17 protein-coding genes and 1 tRNA gene are annotated in these 19,945 nt (G+C 44.9%); 11 read left to right on the top strand and 7 right to left on the bottom strand.

The window, feature by feature from the left end; all coding sequences use genetic code 11:
• Nucleotides 1-49: 49 nt before the first annotated feature.
• The gene (locus PV783_RS30410) at nt 50-670 is read right to left on the bottom strand and encodes a rhomboid family intramembrane serine protease (RefSeq protein WP_336388602.1); all 621 of its coding nucleotides are present in this window, start codon (nt 668-670) and stop codon (nt 50-52) included.
• A 30-nt stretch (nt 671-700) separates the two neighbouring features.
• Nucleotides 701-1,174: a 23S rRNA (pseudouridine(1915)-N(3))-methyltransferase RlmH gene (locus PV783_RS30405; RefSeq protein ID WP_079471812.1), complete on the bottom strand. Its 474-nt coding sequence runs from the start codon at nt 1,172-1,174 to the stop codon at nt 701-703.
• Between the two features lie 123 nt (nt 1,175-1,297).
• Here PV783_RS30405 and PV783_RS30400 point away from each other — a divergent pair.
• From PV783_RS30400 to PV783_RS30390, 3 genes are all read left to right on the top strand, one after another.
• Nucleotides 1,298-1,374, top strand: a tRNA-Arg gene (locus tag PV783_RS30400).
• A 458-nt stretch (nt 1,375-1,832) separates the two neighbouring features.
• A complete protein-coding gene (locus PV783_RS30395; RefSeq protein WP_420990676.1) occupies nt 1,833-2,843 on the top strand; it encodes an aldo/keto reductase in 1,011 nt (336 codons plus the stop codon).
• Between the two features lie 60 nt (nt 2,844-2,903).
• The gene (locus PV783_RS30390; RefSeq protein WP_420990675.1) at nt 2,904-3,818 is read left to right on the top strand and encodes a helix-turn-helix domain-containing protein; all 915 of its coding nucleotides are present in this window, start codon (nt 2,904-2,906) and stop codon (nt 3,816-3,818) included.
• Between the two features lie 141 nt (nt 3,819-3,959).
• Here the strand turns inward: PV783_RS30390 and PV783_RS30385 are convergent, their stop codons facing one another.
• Complete coding sequence (locus PV783_RS30385; RefSeq protein ID WP_420990674.1) at nt 3,960-4,709, bottom strand: response regulator transcription factor; 750 nt, start codon at nt 4,707-4,709, stop codon at nt 3,960-3,962.
• Between the two features lie 90 nt (nt 4,710-4,799).
• On the opposite strand from PV783_RS30385, the gene PV783_RS30380 reads away from it, so the two are divergent.
• The 3 genes from PV783_RS30380 (at nt 4,800) to PV783_RS30370 (ending at nt 6,018) form a co-directional block, all read left to right on the top strand.
• On the top strand, nt 4,800-4,964 hold the full coding sequence (locus PV783_RS30380) for a hypothetical protein (RefSeq protein WP_420990673.1): 165 nt from the start codon (nt 4,800-4,802) through the stop codon (nt 4,962-4,964).
• Nucleotides 4,965-4,968: 4 nt separating this feature from the next.
• Nucleotides 4,969-5,154 (top strand): hypothetical protein, encoded by a 186-nt coding sequence (locus tag PV783_RS30375; RefSeq protein WP_420990672.1) that lies wholly within the window; start codon nt 4,969-4,971, stop codon nt 5,152-5,154.
• Between the two features lie 300 nt (nt 5,155-5,454).
• A complete protein-coding gene (locus PV783_RS30370) occupies nt 5,455-6,018 on the top strand; it encodes a GNAT family N-acetyltransferase (RefSeq protein WP_420990671.1) in 564 nt (187 codons plus the stop codon).
• A gap of 69 nt (nt 6,019-6,087) precedes the next feature.
• On the opposite strand, the gene tilS is transcribed toward PV783_RS30370, so the two are convergent.
• Nucleotides 6,088-7,425 carry a tRNA lysidine(34) synthetase TilS gene (gene tilS, locus PV783_RS30365; protein WP_420990670.1) on the bottom strand — a complete coding sequence of 446 codons (1,338 nt, stop codon included), beginning with the start codon at nt 7,423-7,425 and terminating at the stop codon, nt 6,088-6,090.
• Nucleotides 7,426-7,449: 24 nt separating this feature from the next.
• Nucleotides 7,450-7,761, bottom strand: coding sequence for a tetratricopeptide repeat protein (locus PV783_RS30360; protein ID WP_079471807.1), 312 nt, complete (start codon nt 7,759-7,761; stop codon nt 7,450-7,452).
• Between the two features lie 136 nt (nt 7,762-7,897).
• Between PV783_RS30360 and PV783_RS30355 the strand changes: the two genes are divergently transcribed.
• The 4 genes from PV783_RS30355 (at nt 7,898) to ispE (ending at nt 11,319) form a co-directional block, all read left to right on the top strand.
• Complete coding sequence (locus tag PV783_RS30355; RefSeq protein ID WP_420990669.1) at nt 7,898-8,638, top strand: electron transfer flavoprotein subunit beta/FixA family protein; 741 nt, start codon at nt 7,898-7,900, stop codon at nt 8,636-8,638.
• A gap of 36 nt (nt 8,639-8,674) precedes the next feature.
• Complete coding sequence (locus PV783_RS30350) at nt 8,675-9,646, top strand: electron transfer flavoprotein subunit alpha/FixB family protein (protein WP_420990668.1); 972 nt, start codon at nt 8,675-8,677, stop codon at nt 9,644-9,646.
• Between the two features lie 189 nt (nt 9,647-9,835).
• Nucleotides 9,836-10,435 (top strand): bifunctional nuclease family protein, encoded by a 600-nt coding sequence (locus tag PV783_RS30345; RefSeq protein WP_079471804.1) that lies wholly within the window; start codon nt 9,836-9,838, stop codon nt 10,433-10,435.
• Nucleotides 10,436-10,509: 74 nt separating this feature from the next.
• The gene (gene ispE / locus PV783_RS30340; protein WP_420990667.1) at nt 10,510-11,319 is read left to right on the top strand and encodes a 4-(cytidine 5'-diphospho)-2-C-methyl-D-erythritol kinase; all 810 of its coding nucleotides are present in this window, start codon (nt 10,510-10,512) and stop codon (nt 11,317-11,319) included.
• Between the two features lie 3 nt (nt 11,320-11,322).
• On the opposite strand, the gene rplT is transcribed toward ispE, so the two are convergent.
• Together rplT and rpmI are read right to left on the bottom strand one after the other, a co-directional pair.
• On the bottom strand, nt 11,323-11,667 hold the full coding sequence (gene rplT / locus PV783_RS30335; RefSeq protein WP_078673350.1) for a 50S ribosomal protein L20: 345 nt from the start codon (nt 11,665-11,667) through the stop codon (nt 11,323-11,325).
• A gap of 48 nt (nt 11,668-11,715) precedes the next feature.
• Nucleotides 11,716-11,913, bottom strand: coding sequence for a 50S ribosomal protein L35 (gene rpmI / locus PV783_RS30330; protein WP_079471802.1), 198 nt, complete (start codon nt 11,911-11,913; stop codon nt 11,716-11,718).
• Nucleotides 11,914-12,341: 428 nt separating this feature from the next.
• Here rpmI and PV783_RS30325 point away from each other — a divergent pair.
• The coding region (locus PV783_RS30325) for a hypothetical protein (protein WP_420990666.1) at nt 12,342-19,945 on the top strand (7,604 nt) is incomplete at its 3' end.

The following is a 19,945-nucleotide window of genomic DNA, read 5'->3' as shown; positions in this document are numbered from 1 at the left end:
AGACGGGCCGGCAGGAGCGGAAAATACCACTACTGCCGGCCGTTTTTATTTATCGCCCGAATCGTGGATGCCTGAGCGCTTCCAGGAAATAGGTTCCCAGTTCAGGATGGAAGATCAGTGGAAATACAATTCCGAATAATGCTCCCCACATATGCGCATCATGATTGATATTGTCTCCGCCTTTTCTCGACATATACGCTGATAAAGCGAGAAATAAAACGCCATAAATTACCGCAGGAATGGGGATGAAAAATAAAAAGATAGTGTTCCACGGATCTATCATGATGGCGGTGAACACTACCGCGGAAATTGCGCCCGAAGCGCCCAGGGAAGAATAACTGGAGTTGTTCCGGTGTTTTATGTAAGATGGAATATTCGCAACAATTATTCCCAGTATATAGTATAAGATATAAACCAGCTTGCTATGAAAAAGCTGCATGAATAAATTTTCAATGGCCGGTCCAAAGAAAAATAAGGTAAGCATATTGAAAATAAGATGCTGAAAATCGGCATGCACAAACCCTGAAGTAATAAAGCGGTAATATTGTTTGTAACGCTGTACCATATAGGGTTGCAGGCTCATCTTGTCCAGCTGGTCATAGTTCTTAAGGGCAGTATAGGAAACAAGACAGGTAATAATGATAATGATCAAACTGATGGAAAGCGTCATATAGCCGGTTTATTTAGATAGTAAAGGTACTTATTGATGATGATACTTTTCTCTGTTTAAAACTGTATAGGCACGATACAATTGTTCTGCAAAAATAAGACGCACCAGCTGATGCGGGAAAGTAAGCGGGGATAAAGACATTTTCAGTTGCGCTCTTTGCAGCACGGCATCATCGATACCAAATGCACCGCCGATTAATATGATCAGCTGCCGCGTACCTGCATTATTACGTTGTTGCAGGAAGTCGGCAAATTGCACAGTGGTCATCATCTTTCCCTTTTCATCCAGCGCCAGCAGAAAGTCGGTGGGCTGCAACATATCCAGGATAATTTTTGCTTCCTGTTTCTTCAATTCCGGAACAGATAAACTGGCGGCCTGTTTTACCGTCGGGATCAATTTCACCTCAAAATCCACGTAATGCTGCAGTCTTTTCTGAAAAACAGCCATCCCATCCCTGATGTAGGGATCATGTTCTTTTCCTATGCTCCAGAGTTGAATTTTCACTTCGTATAATAATTAAGCAATTGATGTAAAAGTAAGTGTAAATCAGAAGATTGCAGGATTTTTTTAACAACTATTTGGGATTTTCAAAAAATCTCCTACCTTTGGCATCCACTATAAACGCATGGCTCCGTAGCTCAATTGAATAGAGCATCTGACTACGGATCAGAAGGTTTCAGGTTTGAATCCTGACGGGGTCACCACACAGGACAAAGTGAAAATATTCACTTTGTCCTGTTTTATTTTGTACATATGATCGTCAAGAGGCATTGTTAATTGTTATTAATGCAGGCGACGAATTGCGGTTCGGTAAACTAAAAATGGTTAGTCAGATGCTATCCCTGTTTAATTTATAACGCAGTATAGTTTTAGTGCGTTACAAAAATTGATAATTCATAACCCGAATATCCCAGCCAGAATTCAAACCATGCCGTTTATGATGGCTTAACTTCAGGGGGCATTTGGCAAACCGCAATCTTATTAAGATAATTTATTACGGTATTGCTTTGGAGTTATTCCAACATATGTCGAGCATAACGTCTCCTCTTCTAAAAAGCAACACACTTACTGCAAAAAGGTTTTTGGATACAACATCATGGGATTTGGACACTTTTAAGAATGTAGTGTAGCATAATTTTGCTATAAATTAAAATATAAATCTATGAGCAATATTAAAAAAGTGAAATTGGGCAATCAGGGACTTACTGTACCAACGATTGGTCTGGGCTGTATGGGTATGACAACAGGGTTCGGGGGAGATATCTATGGAAAAGCAGATGAGAAAGAAGCGATTGCTACCCTTCACCGTTCATTAGAATTGGGCGGTAATTTTTTGGACACGGCAGATATATATGGTCCTTTTCTCAACGAACGGCTAATTGCAAAAGCCATTCAGGGAAACAGGGAGAAATTCATTATAGCCACAAAATTCGGATTTGAAATTGATGATAATGGACAAGCTACAGGTGCAATAAATGGAAGTAAAAATTATGTAAAGAAAGCTGTAGAACGTTCATTAAAAAATCTTGCTACGGATTATATTGACTTGTATTATCTGCATCGATTGGATACCAATACGCCCATTGAAGAGACCGTAGAAGCAATGGGCGAATTAGTAAAAGATGGAAAAGTAAAATATATAGGTCTTTCGGAGGTAAATTCTGAAACCATCAGAAAAGCACACCAAGTTTACCCGCTTACGGCAGTTCAGTCCGAATACTCCTTGTTTGAAAGACAAATTGAAGAATTGGGCATTTTGGATACGCTGAAAGAATTAGGCATCAGTCTGATTGCCTATTCACCGGTAGGAAGGGGATTTTTAAATGGCGAAATACAAAAGCCCGAAGATTTTAACGAAAATGATTTCCGAAAATTTATACCCAAATATCAAGGCGGGCAATTTTACAAGAATGTGGAATTGGTGAATGAAATTAAAAAAGTAGCAGTCGAAAAAAATATCACGTCTGCACAATTGGCTATTGCCTGGGTTATTGCCAAAGGACACACGCCTATTCCGGGGACAAAACGAGTGAAATATGTGGAAGAGAATATAGCAGCAGCAAGCATTTCACTGACGCAAGAAGATCTAAGCCGATTGGAACGTATTATTCCTTTAGGAACAGATACGGGTGACAGGTACGATGCGCAAAGCATGAAAGGTGTAAATCTATAATATTTTGATCTCCAGCTGTTTTATGTGCTGGAGATTTCTTCTCTTTATATTATTTATATTATGAAAAAAAGTACCCCATATATATTCGATTCTGTCTCGGACTATCATGCTGTAATGAATCTAAAAAAGCCTGCCCATCCGTTGATAAGTGTCGTGAAACTTGAAGATATCAGCCCCAATGCAAGTGAGGGTCTGGCAACAATCGTCTTTAATTTTTATACCATTTTTTTGAAAAGAAATTTTGATGGACGGGTCAAATATGGCCATAAATATTACGACTTTGACAATGGTACAATGTCCTTTTATGCACCTAAGCAATTAATAAGCCTGGAGGGTGTCCAGCCCACCAAAGTAGAAGGCTGGATGCTGGTTATCCATCCCGATTTTCTTCATGGTTATCCACTTGCAAAAAAAATAAAAGATTACGGTTTTTTCGATTACGCCACCAATGAAGCGCTACATCTTTCAGAAGCCGAAGACGAAATTATTGTGGGTTTAATGCAAAATCTGCAACGGGAAATCGTGGAAAGGATCGATAGCCACACCCAGGATGTTTTAATTGGACATATAGACCTTTTACTTAGCTACTGTAACCGGTTTTATGCCCGTCAATTTATTACCCGAAAAAAAGTATCTAATGATTTACTAGTAAGATTCGAAACTCTTTTAAAAGAATATTTTAAAGAAGGTAAAGCTGAAACAGCAGGACTAACAACGGTTCAATATTTTGCTGACCGTCTTTTTGTATCTGCCAATTATCTGAATGATATGCTCAAAAATCTTACAGGGCAAACCACACAGCAGCACCTGCATAATTATCTTATTGAGCAGGCAAAAGAACTGCTTACTACAACCAACTTATCGGTAAATGAAATAGCCTACCGATTAGGTTTCGAATATCCGCAGTCTTTCAACAAACTATTCAAAAAGAAAACACTACTGACACCACTGGAATTTAGGCAATCGTATAATTGAGTGTTACCTGCTACTGCGTCATTGGTATTAGCCCACTATTTTCTAGTAGCTTTTACCCAGGTCTCCGTTTTTGAAATAGTCCATCACACAATGAAAATAGTTGCCTACGCCCCGGAGACACTAAATTCGTTTAGCTACCCCTCAAATCAACTTACTTGCCACTGCAAACGACAACGCATCCATCACATTGCCCACCTCCAGCCGTTCAAAGATCTTTCTACGGTAATATTTCACCGTATCCGGAGCAACAAATAACTTCTCCGCAATCTGATCGATTGAAAAGCCCTGGGCATGCAACCGCAAAACGTCCAGCTCTCTTTCCGTGAGCGAAGGCTTTACCAACTTCTGCCAGCTCTTTTTTCCAATGGATAGCTCCCACATCTCGTTGCTCCCCTGTCTGTAAATCCGTACATTCCCTGCAGCCTGCTGCCGCGATAAGGATACTACGCACATAGACTTCCACATCTTCCCCTCTGGTGTCAGGAAGAGCGGAGTTAGTTTATGATTGATGAGGATTTGTTTGCCGTTTTTATGGCGCAAATGAAAATCATAGGTAATACTGTAAAGTATTCGCTCCTCCACGGGAAGTTGCGCGTAGAACTCAAAGCCTGCTTCATTGAGCTGCGATAATAACTCCATGTCCTGGGGTGGAACCTGCCGGAAGTAAAACTCATAACCCAGTTGCAATACCTCGGCCGCACTATACCCGCACAGGAAAAGCGGATTTTCTGAAACGTATTCGAACGACATGTCCTTATAGTCGATCACATATATACTCTCGTAGCTCAGGCGGGCAAAGGCCTTTACTGCCTCCAGGTAGTGCTGGTCGGTTTCCGTGATATCTCCCAGCTTATTGGTGGTCAGTAAGGTAGAACCGGCGTTGTGCTTCATGTACAAAATTTATAGAAAACTAAATTTACACCCCGGTGTAGGCATTTACAAATTTTTTGTTTCGATTTTTGAGGAAAATACAATTGCAGCATGTCTCCTTTCGCCGGAATACCCCTGAATCCTATCAGCATAATACATTTTGACCTGGTGCAACGCGGGTTTTTAGGTGCTGCTTACTGTACCCGGGCTACCGATAACATTTACGCTGCCGGCAATTCTTTCAGCAACATCAATAACCTGATAATAAAACAATAGAAATATGGAAAAGAAAAAGGCACTAACGTTTACTTTTAGTGTTGTAGCAATCATTTTAGGTGTAACATTATTCAAGCAATTCGACTTCAAAAATTTAAAATTTGAGAATACAGGATTAGCCATTATTTACGGAATTGTGTTTATATTCTCAATATATTTTCTACTAAAAAACTCAAAAAACAAACAATAGATTACAAAATGGGAGGAGTCTATAATTGATAGACTCCTCCCATTTTCTTTTCCGGCGAAAGCATTCTGCTGAAAATATGGAAACCCTATCGGATCATGTAAAATTTCCTTATAAATTATAGGTAGTTTAATTTTAAAATCCTATTTTCGTGTCCTATGTTAAGTAACAACTTCATATATCGCCTCTCTGCAATAGCATAATAGCCCATTTCCGGGCGCTATACCACTGCCATAGACCTATGGCACGTTATCTATTTATTTATTATTGAACATGATCTTTTATCGTTTAAAGTTTTAATACTTGAACGATGAGGTAAATATTTATACAATGACCGCACATTTAAATATCCGGAAGGAAACATCCGCTGACCATAAACATGTCTTTACCCTGATTACGAAAGCTTTTAGCGCTTTAGAACATTCAGACCATAAAGAGCAATTCCTGGTAGAACGATTAAGGAACTCGACTGCTTTTATCCCGGAATTATCCCTGGTGGCAGAAATTGATAACCGAATTGTTGGATACATTTTACTGACAAGAATCTACATCAAAAACGGTAGCGGGGAATGGCCATCATTGGCTTTAGCTCCGGTAGCTGTGGATCCCGATTTCCAGGGACAGGGAGTTGGTGGGAAATTGATTATGGCTGCGCATCGCGTTGCAGCTGAATCAGGCCACAAATCAGTGATACTGCTAGGCCACGCCGGGTATTACCCTAAATTCGGTTATGTGCCAACAGTTAACTTTGGCATTTCCCTGCCCTTTGAAGTTCCTGCGGAAAATTGCATGGCTGTGGAACTTGTGCCAAAAGGACTGGAAGGAATCTCCGGGACAGTTGAATATGCTCATGAGTTTTTTGAGTAACACATATTAATTAACCACCTCTCCGGACTGGCTTCCAAAATTGGAAGCCAGTCCTTTTAATAACAGATGTTATTTCGCAAAAGTGATACTAAGTATTGCTTTCGTTTTGGGCGTAATTTTCACCCGGTCATCTACCCTCATTCCTACCAGCCACACGATACGTTTGTTGGACTCCAGCACCCATACATTTTCTTTCTGCGGCATTGATAACTTCTGATCAATCAGGAAGCGGCTTACCTTTTTCTTTTTGGGCATACCCAACGGGTAAAAGTAATCCCCTTGTTTCCATTTTCTAAGGATCAGCGGGAAGCTGACCTGCGCGGAATCCAGCCAGGCAATTTCCGGCGCTGTTGGAATACCGGCGTTACCCCGCTCCTGTTCACGGATCTGTAATTGTCCGCCGCCGAAGTGAATGTGTTGTTGTCCCGGTTCAATCACCACCAGTGGCGACGCTGTTGTTGCCAGCGGGGTAATGAGCAGCCATTGGCGGTTACGCACGATGCGGTGACTGGCAGTATCAACATAACGGCCGGACTCACTTTCCAGCAATGACAATACCTGTAGCGTTTGCGCGGAAGAACAGCCAAAAGTGCGGAACAGTTCCCAGGCAATTGTTTGCAGCGGAATTGTTTTCTGCAGCTTCAGCACCGGTACCATCCAGGTATTCCCCTGCTGAAACAGCAGCCGTTTGCGGTGCTTCGTCAATGCTTCCTGGTAAAGGATTTCCGCCTCCTTCATCCGTTCAATGGTAGCCGACATATTTTTCACCACACCGGGAAAAGCTTCCTGTAAGCGCGGAATTACCTGGTGACGGAAATAATTACGTGTATACTTGTCAGTTATATTGGAGCTGTCTTCTACAAAAGAAATATTATTCAAGGCAGCATAAGCTACGAGCCTGTCTTTCTCCGTAAATAACAGCGGGCGGATCAGGTGCTCCTGCTTTGGCAGAATACCATGCAGGCCGGCGATACCGGTTCCTTTTGCAAAATTCATCAGCGCTGTTTCCACGCTGTCCTGCATATGATGGGCAGTAGCAACATACGCATATCCTTCAGCGGCGCGTATTTCTTCCAGCCACTGATAGCGCAGTTCGCGGGCCGCTACCTGTATGGTTACACGATGTTGGGCCACATAGGCATTGGTATCAAATTTCACCACGTGCAGCGGCAGTTCCAGGGTTGCAGCCATGTTCCGCACAAAGGTTTCATCCCGTTCAGATTCTTCGCCCCGCAGCTGAAAGTTGCAGTGGGCAATACCGGCACGGTAACCGGCTTTTTTAAACAACCAGGCCATTACGATGGAATCCACACCACCACTTACGGCCAGCAGCACCTTTTGTGCAGGATCAAACAATTGCTGGCGGGAGATATAAGCAGCGAAATCAGTTACTAAATGTTGAGGCATGCGTTGTTTGTTGGATTAATAATATCAGTATACCAGGTCTTCATAGGCCGACTGTAATTCGTTGTATGCATGTCTTTCATTACCTGCTTTGGCCATTGCCATTCCTTTTTCATAGGTACTGATAGCAGCGGCGTTATCACCTGCACGTTCCAGTAACTTCCCCAGGTGATAATAAGAACCTACATAGCCGGGTTCATGAGCCAACAGTTCTTCGAACAACTGCCTGGCTGTTACATCGTCGTTGAGCTTAATATATTCCAGCGCCAACGCATGTTTCAGGAAGCTGTCGTTAGGTGTGGCTGCCAGGAACTGCTTTATTTGTGCGATTCTGTCCATTCCGTTTGTTATTATTTAATTATACAATATGTCGATCTCTGACACTGATTAAAATCATCTTCCCTCTCTGCGGTTGGCGTATATTATTTAGATATATTTGCTATTACCGCATTTTAAAACAAAACAGTTTAAGGCCATGAAGATTTTAGTATGTATCAGCAAAACTCCGGACACGACTGCAAAAATAGCTTTCACGGACAATAACACGAAATTCAATGAGGCTGGTGTACAGTTTATTATTAATCCGTACGATGAATGGTATGCATTGGTAAGGGCGCTGGAGCTGAAAGAAACCATAGGGGCTGATGTGCATCTCATTACGGTAGGTGGTGCAGATTGTGATCCCGTGATCCGCAAGGCCCTGGCTTTGGGCGGAGACGAGGCGTTCCGTGTAAATGCGGATAGTGCAGACAGTTACTATATTGCATCGCAGATAGCTGCGCATGCAAAGGATAAACAATACGATATTATTTTTACCGGGAAAGAAACCATTGATTACAATGGTTCCGGTATAGGCGGTATGGTGGCGGAGCTGCTGGAACTGCCCTATGTATCCATAGCTGCCAAATTTGACCTGAATGGTACAGTAGCTACTGTTAACAGGGAAATAGAAGGCGGAGAAGAAGTTTGTGAAGTATCGCTGCCGGTAGTTGTTTCCTGCCAGAAAGGAATGGCAGAAGCCCGGATCCCCAATATGCGCGGTATTATGGCCGCCAGAACCAAACCCCTCACGGTGGTGGAACCTGTTGCGGCAGATGCCCTCACTTCCATAGTAAGCTTTGAACTGCCTCCTGCAAAGGCCGGCGTTAAACTGATCAGTCCTGATAACGTGGACGAACTGGTGAAATTGCTCCACGAAGAAGCCAAAGTGATCTAAGGGTAAACTATCTCTCAACTACTAATTAAATTATTCATGTCTATATTAATATTCGCCGACCAGGCACAGGGTAAAATCAAGAAAGCGGCGCTGGAAGCCGTGCAATATGGCGCCAAAGTGGCTGAACAGCTGGGTACTACTGCTACTGCGCTGGTACTGGGTCCTGTTGACGCTGCCGAGCTGGCCGCACTGGGCAACTATGGCGCACAGAAAGTTTTACACGCAGCAGATGCCCGCTTACATGAAGTGGAAAGCATTGTATATACCAAAGCTATTGCCGAAGCAGCAGAAAAAGAAGGCAGTAAGGTGCTGATCTTCCCTCATAATTTTGATGGTAAAGCCATTGCGCCGAGAGTATCTGCCAGGCTGAAAGCAGGTCTGGTGGCCGGCGCCATCTCCTATCCGGATACGACCAACGGGTTTGTGGTAAAAAAGAACGTATTCTCCGGTAAGGCTTTTGCCAATATCAATATTACCTCAGATAAGAAAGTGATTGCCATTATACCCAATACCTTCCCTGTAAACCCGGGAACTGCCACAGCAACAGTAGAAGCCTTCTCTCCCGCTATCAGCGATGCTGATTTTAAAGTGAAGGTGGTGAAAACGGAAACCGTGAGCGGCGAGGTGCCGTTAACCGAAGCGGAGGTAATTGTGAGTGGTGGCCGTGGTATGAAGGGTCCTGAAAACTGGGGAATTCTGGAAGACCTGGCAAAGGCGCTGGGAGCAGCAACCGCAAGTTCCCGCCCGGTAGCTGATGCAGGCTGGCGTCCGCATCATGAGCATGTGGGTCAGACTGGTTTAACGGTACGCCCCAACCTTTACATCGCGGTGGGCATTTCCGGGGCCATTCAGCACCTCGCCGGTGTGAACGGCAGCAAGGTGATTGTGGTCATTAACAAGGACCCCGAAGCGCCTTTTTTCAAAGCAGCAGATTATGGCATAGTAGGTGATGCATTTGAAATAGTGCCTAAGCTTACAGACGCAGTGAAAAAGCTGAAACAGAGCTAATCAAAGGGTTTACGGTATAAGAATTACGAGTGAGGTATTCAATTTTTAAGATCGTGTTGATTTTTCATTCGTAATTCCTGTACCGTAATTCTTATATCATAGATTTATCATTATAGATTTTTTTTAGATAAGGAATATTTTTCTAACTTCACGGTCTTACAAACTATTCAGCGACAACGCAAGACAGATATGAGAAAAATAGAACTGGAAATAGTTGCTTTATCGCACAGCATTACGCAGACTCATTCATATGCCGTGGTACTGGGAGAAGTAAACGGTTTGCGCCGTTTGCCTATTGTGATTGGTGGCTTTGAAGCGCAGGCGATTGCAGTAGCTCTGGAAAAAATGCAACCCAGCCGGCCTTTAACACACGACCTGATGAAAAACTTTATGAACGCCTTTAATGTAGAATTACAGGAGGTGGTCATTAGTAATCTGCAGGAAGGCATCTTTTACTCAAAGCTTATCTGTTCTAACAACGACGAAACAATAGAGATAGATTCCAGGACATCGGATGCACTGGCCCTCGCAGTTCGCTTTGGATGCCCTATTTATACTTTTGAAAATATCCTCAACAGCGCGGGAATCCTGCTGGATGACCCTGCCGGTAAGAAAACCAATAAGCCGGTAACCCCTACTATTTCAGAGCATGAGAAAGGTGTGGAAGATGACCTGAAAGCATTGAATGTAGAGGAATTAACGACCCTGTTACAGGAAGTGCTGGAACAGGAAGATTATATCCGTGCCATCGCTATCCGCGATGAGATCAACAGCCGCAAAAGCAAATAACTTTTTATTTCGTATACTCCCTGCAGCCGGCGGTGTAAAGACTGTAGCTGTTGGTTTGCCGTGCAATTAACTATATGATTGTATTTCCAAACTGTAAGATAAACCTGGGCCTGCATGTTACCGGTAAGCGCCCGGATGGTTTCCATGACCTGGAAACCATCTTCTATCCTCTGCCTGTTAATGACGCGCTGGAGGTAATTACGCATACACAGCTTCAGTTTGAAAGCAGCGGCATTCCGGTTCCCGGTGATGCGGCTGATAATCTTTGTATACGGGCATTTCAGTTGTTGCAGGCCGATTTTCCGCAACTGCAGCCGGTGAACATTCATTTATTGAAAAATATACCCATTGGCGCCGGCCTGGGTGGTGGTTCGGCGGATGCCGCATTTATGCTGCAGCTCCTGAACCAGAAATACCAGCTGGGGCTTCCGGAAGCCGCGCTGGTGAACTATGCCGCTCAACTGGGCAGTGATTGCCCTTTTTTTGTTGTCAATAAGCCTTGCTATGCCACCGGGCGTGGAGAAATCATGGAGGAGATAACGCTGGATTTGTCCGGCTATTCCTTTTTGCTGGTGCATCCGGGTATTCATGTAAATACGGGCTGGGCATTTAAGCAACTCATTCCGGGTACGCCGGTTCATTCGCTCCGGGAGATGATCCGGTTGCCGGTAGAAGAATGGAAAGATATAGTGACGAACGATTTTGAGGCGCCGGTGTTCCGGGCACATTCCGTGCTGGGGGCGATAAAGGAGCAGATGTATGCTTCCGGGGCGATATACGCAGCGATGAGTGGTAGTGGTTCCGCGATATTCGGGATATATCCTAAAAACAAAATAGCTGACATCCTGTGGGATGCCAGCTACCGGGTATTTACTATCAGGTAAGTCTTACTTTACAGAAGCTACCAGTGCTTTAAATGTTTCTGGTTCATTCATAGCCAGATCAGCGAGAACTTTTCTGTTCAGGTCGATATTCTTACCGGCTAATTTGTTCATAAACACAGAATAGGTCAACCCTTCTGCTCTAACAGCAGCGTTGATACGGGCGATCCACAGCTGGCGATAGTTTCTTTTCTTTAATTTACGGCCAACATAGCTATAAGTGAGTCCTTTTTCAAGAACGTTCTTTGCTACGGTGTACACATTTTTTCTTTTACCGTAGAAGCCTTTGGCTTGCTTTAAGATCCTTTTTCTCCGGGCTCTTGAAGCTACGGCATTAACTGAACGAGGCATTTGCTTTGTTTTTTCTCAGGTTATAAAATTCGATTCTTTTGACAGATACTAGCGCATTCCGAGCATTCTCTTAACCAGGTTAAGATTTGCTTCATGAACCAGCGTACTACCTCTTAAGCTACGTTTTCTTTTCGTAGATTTTTTAGTCAGTAAGTGGCTTTTGAAGGCCATGAACCGCTTAATCTGTCCGTTCCCACCAACCTTGAACGTTTTCTTGGCACGGGAATGTGTCTTTACTTTGGGCATCTTACATCAAATTTGGTCTGCAAAGGTATGAAAATAATTTAATAAAGCACAGTCTCCTGCAAATAATTCAGCTCCCATCCTGAATGTGGATAACTTTTCTGATATTTTTTTACCCCCTTTAAGCAATTGACAATCAATTTTTCGCTAACCCATTCCTCCAACTTATCTGGCACTTTATCATATTACAAATAATAACACTTTTTTTATTTCACTATATTATATCTAATTTTAATCTTATTTTAATTATATATTTTAGCCATACCATGTATAAACACCTGACGCCTATGAAACCATTTTACACTTGCTCCACCCTCTGCCGGAAAAAACCGTCCGGGAAAGATAACCGATGTAAAGAGTTGAGGTACAATATGGATTGAGCAAACAAACTGCTCAACCCTGATACTTTTCTTACTTAACTGTTTGCACCTATGAAACGACTATTAACCTTTTTGTACCTGATACTGGGGTTTGTGCTGCTTAATAAGCAGGTGGCGGCACAATCTGCGCCGGCAAACGGCACTCCTTTTATGAACCTTCCCGATACTATATGTAAGGGAAGTTTCGCCAGTATGAATGCCTTTTTCTGGAATAACACCAGTAACTACGCGGATTCGGCTACCTGGACCATCACGGGGGGGACCTATGATGTTCTCTTCACCACTGACAACAGGCCAGGCCATGAGTTAGTGGGACAGCTGCGGGATAACAGCACAAATATTAATAAGAACTCTCTGACCATTAAATTCAACGACGCCGGCCAGTACCAGGTCACCGTAGTGTTGTTCAGAGGAAACAATAAGTATACAGTTAAAAAGCCTATTTATGTAAAAGACTGTACCATTCAACCCTGTTTGGGTAATACCACCAGTAAAAGCGATTTCCTGGAGGACTTTGGTAAATTTAAAAAGAATGCAACCGACAGCCGCTCCAACGCAGCGGTTACCGGATATAACTATGTACCCATGCCTCTGAACGGGGCTAATTTTATTGATGATAGTTACAATATCTTCTGGCATACACAAATAAGAAGTGAGTGGGTAAAGGCAACTGACCACACAGGAAGCACCGTAGATTCCGTGGGTGGTATGCTCATCGCCAACTCATCTATCAATAAAAAATCTTTCTATACTAAAAATAATGTGCAGGTATGTCCGGGCTCTTCCTATAATTTCAGCGCCTGGTTCCTGAACGTGAACAGTTACGGTGTATTTAACAATAACTGTGCGGCAGGTAACTGGGATGGTTATCACTATGCCGGGGTTACCTTTCTGATCATTAATAAAAAGGGCAGTACTAACGCTGCTTTGTGGGATACACTCGCCAGGTTTAAAACCTACGACGTATCCATGAACCTGTCTTATTCAACATGGCAGCAATATGGCGGCAGCTTTAAAACACCCGGAGGTGTAACAGCTGTTACACTGGAAATTGTGAATGACCGTCTTGGTGATTGCGGAAATGATATTGCGATAGATGATATCGGCTTTAATTATTGCAGCCCGGATATCTACTCATTTATCGATGGTCAGATTGATACAGAATTAAGAGCAGATTCACTTTGCGAAGGCGCTCCTATTACTATTAAAGCGTTATATAGTCCGGATGGTCATTTGCCGAACGGTACTTATGATCCCAACCAGGATTATTTTAAGAATCCAATATACCAATGGTTTTACAGTAACACCGGCGACGAAAATAATCCGGCCGACTGGTTTCCTGTTGTAAACGGAAATGGTATTTCGGGAGCTGCCACCAACACGCTCACATTTGCGGATGGCGCGCTGAAAGGGGATCCCAACCAGATAGTACATAAATACTACCGGGTAAATATCCTCGAATCGGGGAACGTCAGCAACTGTGCGTCTCCATCGAAATACACCAAGATCACTATTCTCCCAAAACCTAAAGTAACCATTTCGTCCGGCAGGATCTGTATCGGCGAAAGTGTGGACCTGACGGCAGATGGAGGATATAGTACCTATGAATGGAAAGTGAACCCGGTTTATATTGGTCCTAAAATGACCGTATTTCCCGACAGCACCAGAGACTACTGGGCTATCGGGATTGCCGATTATGGCTGGAACTCCGTGAAGAACGAACCGCGGCAATGTAAGGACAGTGGATTTGCCAGGGTTATTGTAGATAAAAAACCGGTAACTGCTATCACAGGCGGACCGGTAAATATTTGTCTTGGTGCACAGGTTAACCTGAACTTAGGCATAACAGGCGCGCCCGCCGACAGCCTGAACTGGAAATGGAAATACGGAATTGATTCTATTAAAGGTAAAGTTCCTGCTATTACCCACGTTCCGGCAGATACCGGTACCAAAGCGTATAACGTTGTGGTGACCAACAAAACCTGCGTGGTGGTTGACACATTCAGGGTAAATGTGCGGTCGGTACCGATAGCAGATGTGGATACTACCTACAGACAGTGTAATACCTCTACCTTTAATATTAAAAGGAGCACGCCTCCTGCGGATCAGAAAGGTACCTGGTCATTTAACGGTCCTAGCAAAGGAGCTGTTATCACCAGTGCCACTACTCCCGCCACCAGCGTAACGGGTGTTCCCGCGGGTGATACAGTACGTCTCTTCTGGGTAATTACCAACAAAGCGCTGGCTGCGTGTACAGATACCAACCGTGTTACACTCATTAACACCAAACCGCTCACACCAAGTGTTGCCGGCCTGGATCAGGTACAATGCGAGATACGTGATTTCCAGTTGAACGCCAGTAAGCCAGGTGTTGGTGAAACCGGTAAATGGACATTACAGCCCGGTACCACCTCTTCGGATATCACCATTAACTACGACACCGCTTATAATGCGATTGCCTCCGTTGTCAGCAATGCTCGGCCTAAAACCTTTGTGCTGACGTGGACTATCTCCAATGGCGTTTGTCCTGGTCCGAACTCAACTACCGTTAAGCTCACCATTAAGGATAAGCCTACGCTGAGTGTTACTGCGGCCGCGGTTTGTAATAATGTAGCCTCCTTTACTGTAGCCTACAGCAATGTAACACCTGGAACTTTAACGAAGTATGTGCTTGATGTAGCCAGCACCCGGAAGATGCCTGGTTTTGTAGCGGTGGCCCAGGCATGGCCATCTAACAATACCTCCGGTACCTTTAATGTGCCGCTGCCTGCTAACACACCGGCTGGTAGTTACGACTTCGTAATTACAGCAAAGGAAGATACCTTACACGGATGTGAGGTTACTGTACCATTCTCTGTTTCAGTAGAAAAACCGTCAACCGCTCCTACTGCTATTGATGCCAGCATAGATAGTATATGCGTTTCCGGTAATGTTACTTTAAAAGTGACCGGGGGTTCCCTGGGAACTGATTCTCTCGGTAATACCCATAAATGGAAATGGTATACCGGCGCTTGTCCTGGTTTACCGGGCAGCGTAGCCGTTACTCCGGCTTCCTCTATTAATAATGGAGCTGAAGTGGTGTTTAATAATGTAACTGCTACCACTACTTATTATGTACGTGCCGAAAGTACCGGCCCTTGTGGCAATACAGCCTGTGCGAGTGTAACAGTAAAGGTATTTGCGAAGCCTAATGCTGCCAACGCAAGTACCGATCAAACAGAATGTGAACGTGCTACTGCCTTCCAGTTAGCCGGTAATACGCCTGCTCCTGCGGGCGCAACGGGCGTATGGACATCTCCTAATCCAAGAGTTACGATTACCAATCCAACGCAGTGGAATGCTACTGTGAAAGTACCTGTTGGTGATACTGCTTCATTGGTTTGGACTATTTCCAACGGACCATGTTTAACTACTAATGACACGGTATTTATTACCAATTATAAGCAGCCGGCTGTTCGTGATGCCGGTACCAATCAGATTGCGTGTGATAAAACCGTGTTTACGCTCAACGCTACTGCTCCTACGGAACTGGGCGCTTTCGGTACATGGTCGTTTACACCAGCTACAGCCTCTGTAGTCTTTGCTGATAAGAACAAAGCCAATACTACTGTTACCGTTCCGGCGGATAGTACCGTGTTACTCTTCTGGCAGATTTCAAATTCCAAGTGTTCCGCTGTTACTTATGATACCGTAAGAATTACGAGTCTGAAAAAACCAGCGGTTCAAAATGCGGGTACTAACCAGATTGCCTGTGATAAAACCGTATTTACCCTCAACGCTTCTGCTCCTACTGAGTTGGGCGCCAAAGGTACCTGGTCGTTTACTCCCGCTACAGCCTCGGTGAAGTTTGCTGACATCAACAGCGCTACTACCACGGTTACCGTTCCGGCTGATAGTACTGTATTACTTTTCTGGAAAATTGACAACTCAGAATGTGCTGCCACTAACTTTGATACCGTTAGGATCACCAGCCTGAAAAAACCGCAGATGCGCGATGCGGGCACCAACCAGATTGCCTGTGATAAAACAGTATTTACCCTCAACGCTACTGCTCCTACTGAGCTAGGCGCCAAAGGTACCTGGTCATTTACACCGGCTACCGCTTCAGTAACTTTTGCTGATAAAAACAAGGCTAATACTACTGTTACCGTTCCGGCTGACAGCTCTGTGCTGTTATTCTGGAAAATTGACAACTCAGAATGTGCTGCTAATAACTTTGATACCGTTAGAATCACGAGCCTGAAAAAACCGCAGATGCGCGATGCTGGCACCAACCAGATTGCCTGCGATAAAACGGTCTTCACTCTCAACGCTACTGCTCCTACTGAGCTGGGTGCTAAAGGTACATGGTCGTTTACTCCGGCTACTGCCTCGGTGAAGTTTGCTGACATCAACAGCGCTACTACCACGGTTACCGTTCCGGCTGATAGTACTGTATTACTTTTCTGGAAAATTGACAACTCAGAATGTGCGGCTACTAACTTTGATACCGTTAGGATCACAAGTTTGAAAAAACCGCAGATGCGCGATGCTGGTACCAACCAGATTGCCTGTGATAAAACAGTATTTACCCTCAACGCTTCCGCTCCTACTGAGCTCGGCGCCAAAGGCACCTGGTCGTTTACTCCGGCTACAGCCTCGGTGAAGTTTGCTGACATCAACAGCGCTACTACCACGGTTACCGTTCCGGCTGATAGTACTGTATTACTTTTCTGGAAAATTGACAACTCAGAATGTGCTGCCAGCAACTTTGATACCGTTAGAATCACGAGCCTGAAAAAACCGCAGATGCGCGATGCAGGAACCAACCAGATTGCCTGCGATAAAACGGTCTTCACTCTCAACGCTACTGCTCCTACTGAGCTCGGCGCCAAAGGCACCTGGTCGTTTACTCCCGCTACTGCTTCTGTGAAGTTTGCTGACATCAACAGCGCTACTACAACAGTTACCGTTCCAGCTGACAGCTCCGTGCTTCTCTTCTGGAAAATTGACAACTCAGAATGTGCTGCTACTAACTTTGATACCGTTAGGATCACAAGTCTGAAAAAACCGCAGATGCGCGATGCGGGTACCAACCAGATTGCCTGTGATAAAACGGTATTTACCCTCAACGCTTCCGCTCCTACTGAGCTGGGCGCTAAAGGCACCTGGTCGTTTACTCCCGCTACGGCTTCTGTGAAGTTTGCTGACATCAACAGCGCTACTACAACAGTTACCGTTCCGGCTGATAGCTCCGTGCTCCTCTTCTGGAAGATTGACAACTCAGAATGTGCTGCTACTAACTTTGATACCGTTAGGATCACAAGCCTGAAAAAACCGCAGATGCGCGATGCTGGCACCAACCAGATTGCCTGCGATAAAACGGTCTTCACTCTCAACGCTACCGCTCCTACTGAGCTCGGCGCTAAAGGCACCTGGTCGTTTACTCCGGCTACTGCCTCGGTGAAGTTTGCTGACATCAACAGCGCTACTACCACGGTTACCGTTCCAGCTGACAGCTCCGTGCTCCTCTTCTGGAAAATTGACAACTCAGAATGTGCTGCCACTAACTTTGATACCGTTAGGATCACAAGCCTGAAAAAACCGCAGATGCGCGATGCGGGCACCAATCAGATTGCCTGTGATAAAACCGTATTCACCCTCAACGCTTCCGCTCCTACTGAGCTCGGCGCCAAAGGCACCTGGTCGTTTACTCCCGCTACTGCTTCTGTAACTTTTGCTGATAAAAACAAAGCTAATACTACTGTTACCGTTCCGGCTGACAGCTCCGTGCTCCTCTTCTGGAAAATTGACAATTCAGAATGTGCTGCCAGCAACTTTGATACCGTTAGGATCACCAGCCTGAAAAAACCGCAGATGCGCGATGCGGGCACTAACCAGATTGCCTGCGATAAAACGGTCTTCACTCTCAACGCCACTGCTCCTACTGAGCTCGGCGCGAAGGGTACGTGGTCGTTTACTCCGGCTACCGCTTCGGTAGTATTTGTAGATAAAAACAAAGCCAATACTACGGTTACCGTTCCGGCTGACAGCTCTGTGTTGTTATTCTGGAAAATTGACAACTCAGAATGTGCTGCTACTAACTTTGATACCGTTAGGATCACCAGCCTGAAAAAACCGCAGATGCGCGATGCTGGTACCAACCAGATTGCCTGTGATAAAACGGTCTTCACTCTCAACGCTTCCGCTCCTACTGAGCTCGGCGCCAAAGGTACCTGGTCGTTTACTCCCGCTACTGCTTCTGTGAAGTTTGCTGACATCAACAGCGCTACTACAACAGTTACCGTTCCAGCTGATAGCTCCGTGCTCCTCTTCTGGAAAATTGACAACTCAGAATGTGCTGCCAGCAACTTTGATACCGTTAGGATCACCAGCCTGAAAAAACCGCAGATGCGCGATGCTGGTACCAACCAGATTGCCTGTGATAAAACGGTCTTCACTCTCAACGCTACTGCTCCTACTGAGCTGGGCGCTAAAGGTACATGGTCGTTTACTCCGGCTACCGCTTCGGTAGTATTTGCAGATAAAAACAAAGCCAATACTACGGTTACCGTTCCAGCTGACAGCTCTGTGCTCCTCTTCTGGAAAATTGACAACTCAGAATGTGCTGCTACTAACTTTGATACCGTTAGGATCACAAGTTTGAAAAAACCGCAGATGCGCGATGCTGGTACCAACCAGATTGCCTGTGATAAAACGGTCTTCACTCTCAATGCTTCCGCTCCTACTGAGCTCGGCGCCAAAGGTACATGGTCATTTACACCGGCTACCGCTTCAGTAGCTTTTGCTGATAAAAACAAGGCTAATACTACTGTTACCGTTCCGGCTGACAGCTCTGTGCTCCTCTTCTGGAAAATTGACAACTCAGAATGTGCGGCCAGCAACTTTGATACAGTTAGGATCACCAGCCTGAAAAAACCACAGATGCGCGATGCGGGCACCAACCAGATTGCCTGCGATAAAACGGTATTTACCCTCAACGCTACTGCTCCTACTGAGCTGGGTGCTAAAGGCACCTGGTCGTTTACTCCGGCTACAGCCTCGGTGAAGTTTGCTGACATCAACAGCGCTACTACCACGGTTACCGTTCCAGCTGATAGCTCCGTGCTCCTCTTCTGGAAAATTGACAACTCAGAATGTGCTGCTACTAACTTTGATACCGTTAGGATCACCAGCCTGAAAAAACCGCAGATGCGCGATGCGGGTACCAACCAGATTGCCTGTGATAAAACGGTCTTCACTCTCAATGCTTCCGCTCCTACTGAGCTCGGCGCCAAAGGCACCTGGTCGTTTACTCCGGCTACGGCTTCTGTGAAGTTTGCTGACATCAACAGCGCCACCACTACGGTTACCGTTCCGGCTGATAGCTCCGTGCTCCTCTTCTGGAAAATTGACAACTCAGAATGTGCTGCTACTAACTTTGATACTGTTAGAATCACAAGTCTGAAAAAACCGCAGATGCGCGATGCGGGCACCAACCAGATTGCCTGCGATAAAACCGTATTTACCCTCAACGCTACTGCTCCCACTGAGCTCGGCGCGAAAGGCACCTGGTCGTTTACTCCGGCTACCGCTTCGGTAGTATTTGCAGATAAAAACAAAGCCAATACTACGGTTACCGTTCCAGCTGACAGCTCCGTGCTCCTCTTCTGGAA

Source organism: Chitinophaga sp. CC14 (assembly GCF_048957795.1).
Lineage (GTDB): Bacteria > Bacteroidota > Bacteroidia > Chitinophagales > Chitinophagaceae > Chitinophaga > Chitinophaga ginsengisegetis.
This window is presented reverse-complemented; position numbering and strand designations above follow the sequence as displayed.

Bases quoted from the DNA above. Each gene is read 5' to 3' on its own strand.
- ispE (WP_420990667.1), top strand. From the start codon at position 10,510: ATGATTGTATTTCCAAACTGTAAGATAAACCTGGGCCTGCATGTTACC.
- PV783_RS30350 (WP_420990668.1), top strand. From the start codon at position 8,675: ATGTCTATATTAATATTCGCCGACCAGGCACAGGGTAAAATCAAGAAA.
- PV783_RS30385 (WP_420990674.1), bottom strand. From the start codon at position 4,709: ATGAAGCACAACGCCGGTTCTACCTTACTGACCACCAATAAGCTGGGA.
- PV783_RS30375 (WP_420990672.1), top strand. From the start codon at position 4,969: ATGGAAAAGAAAAAGGCACTAACGTTTACTTTTAGTGTTGTAGCAATC.
- PV783_RS30380 (WP_420990673.1), top strand. From the start codon at position 4,800: ATGTCTCCTTTCGCCGGAATACCCCTGAATCCTATCAGCATAATACAT.
- PV783_RS30360 (WP_079471807.1), bottom strand. From the start codon at position 7,761: ATGGACAGAATCGCACAAATAAAGCAGTTCCTGGCAGCCACACCTAAC.
- PV783_RS30355 (WP_420990669.1), top strand. From the start codon at position 7,898: ATGAAGATTTTAGTATGTATCAGCAAAACTCCGGACACGACTGCAAAA.
- PV783_RS30395 (WP_420990676.1), top strand. From the start codon at position 1,833: ATGAGCAATATTAAAAAAGTGAAATTGGGCAATCAGGGACTTACTGTA.
- PV783_RS30345 (WP_079471804.1), top strand. From the start codon at position 9,836: ATGAGAAAAATAGAACTGGAAATAGTTGCTTTATCGCACAGCATTACG.
- tilS (WP_420990670.1), bottom strand. From the start codon at position 7,425: ATGCCTCAACATTTAGTAACTGATTTCGCTGCTTATATCTCCCGCCAG.
- PV783_RS30390 (WP_420990675.1), top strand. From the start codon at position 2,904: ATGAAAAAAAGTACCCCATATATATTCGATTCTGTCTCGGACTATCAT.
- PV783_RS30410 (WP_336388602.1), bottom strand. From the start codon at position 670: ATGACGCTTTCCATCAGTTTGATCATTATCATTATTACCTGTCTTGTT.
- rpmI (WP_079471802.1), bottom strand. From the start codon at position 11,913: ATGCCCAAAGTAAAGACACATTCCCGTGCCAAGAAAACGTTCAAGGTT.
- rplT (WP_078673350.1), bottom strand. From the start codon at position 11,667: ATGCCTCGTTCAGTTAATGCCGTAGCTTCAAGAGCCCGGAGAAAAAGG.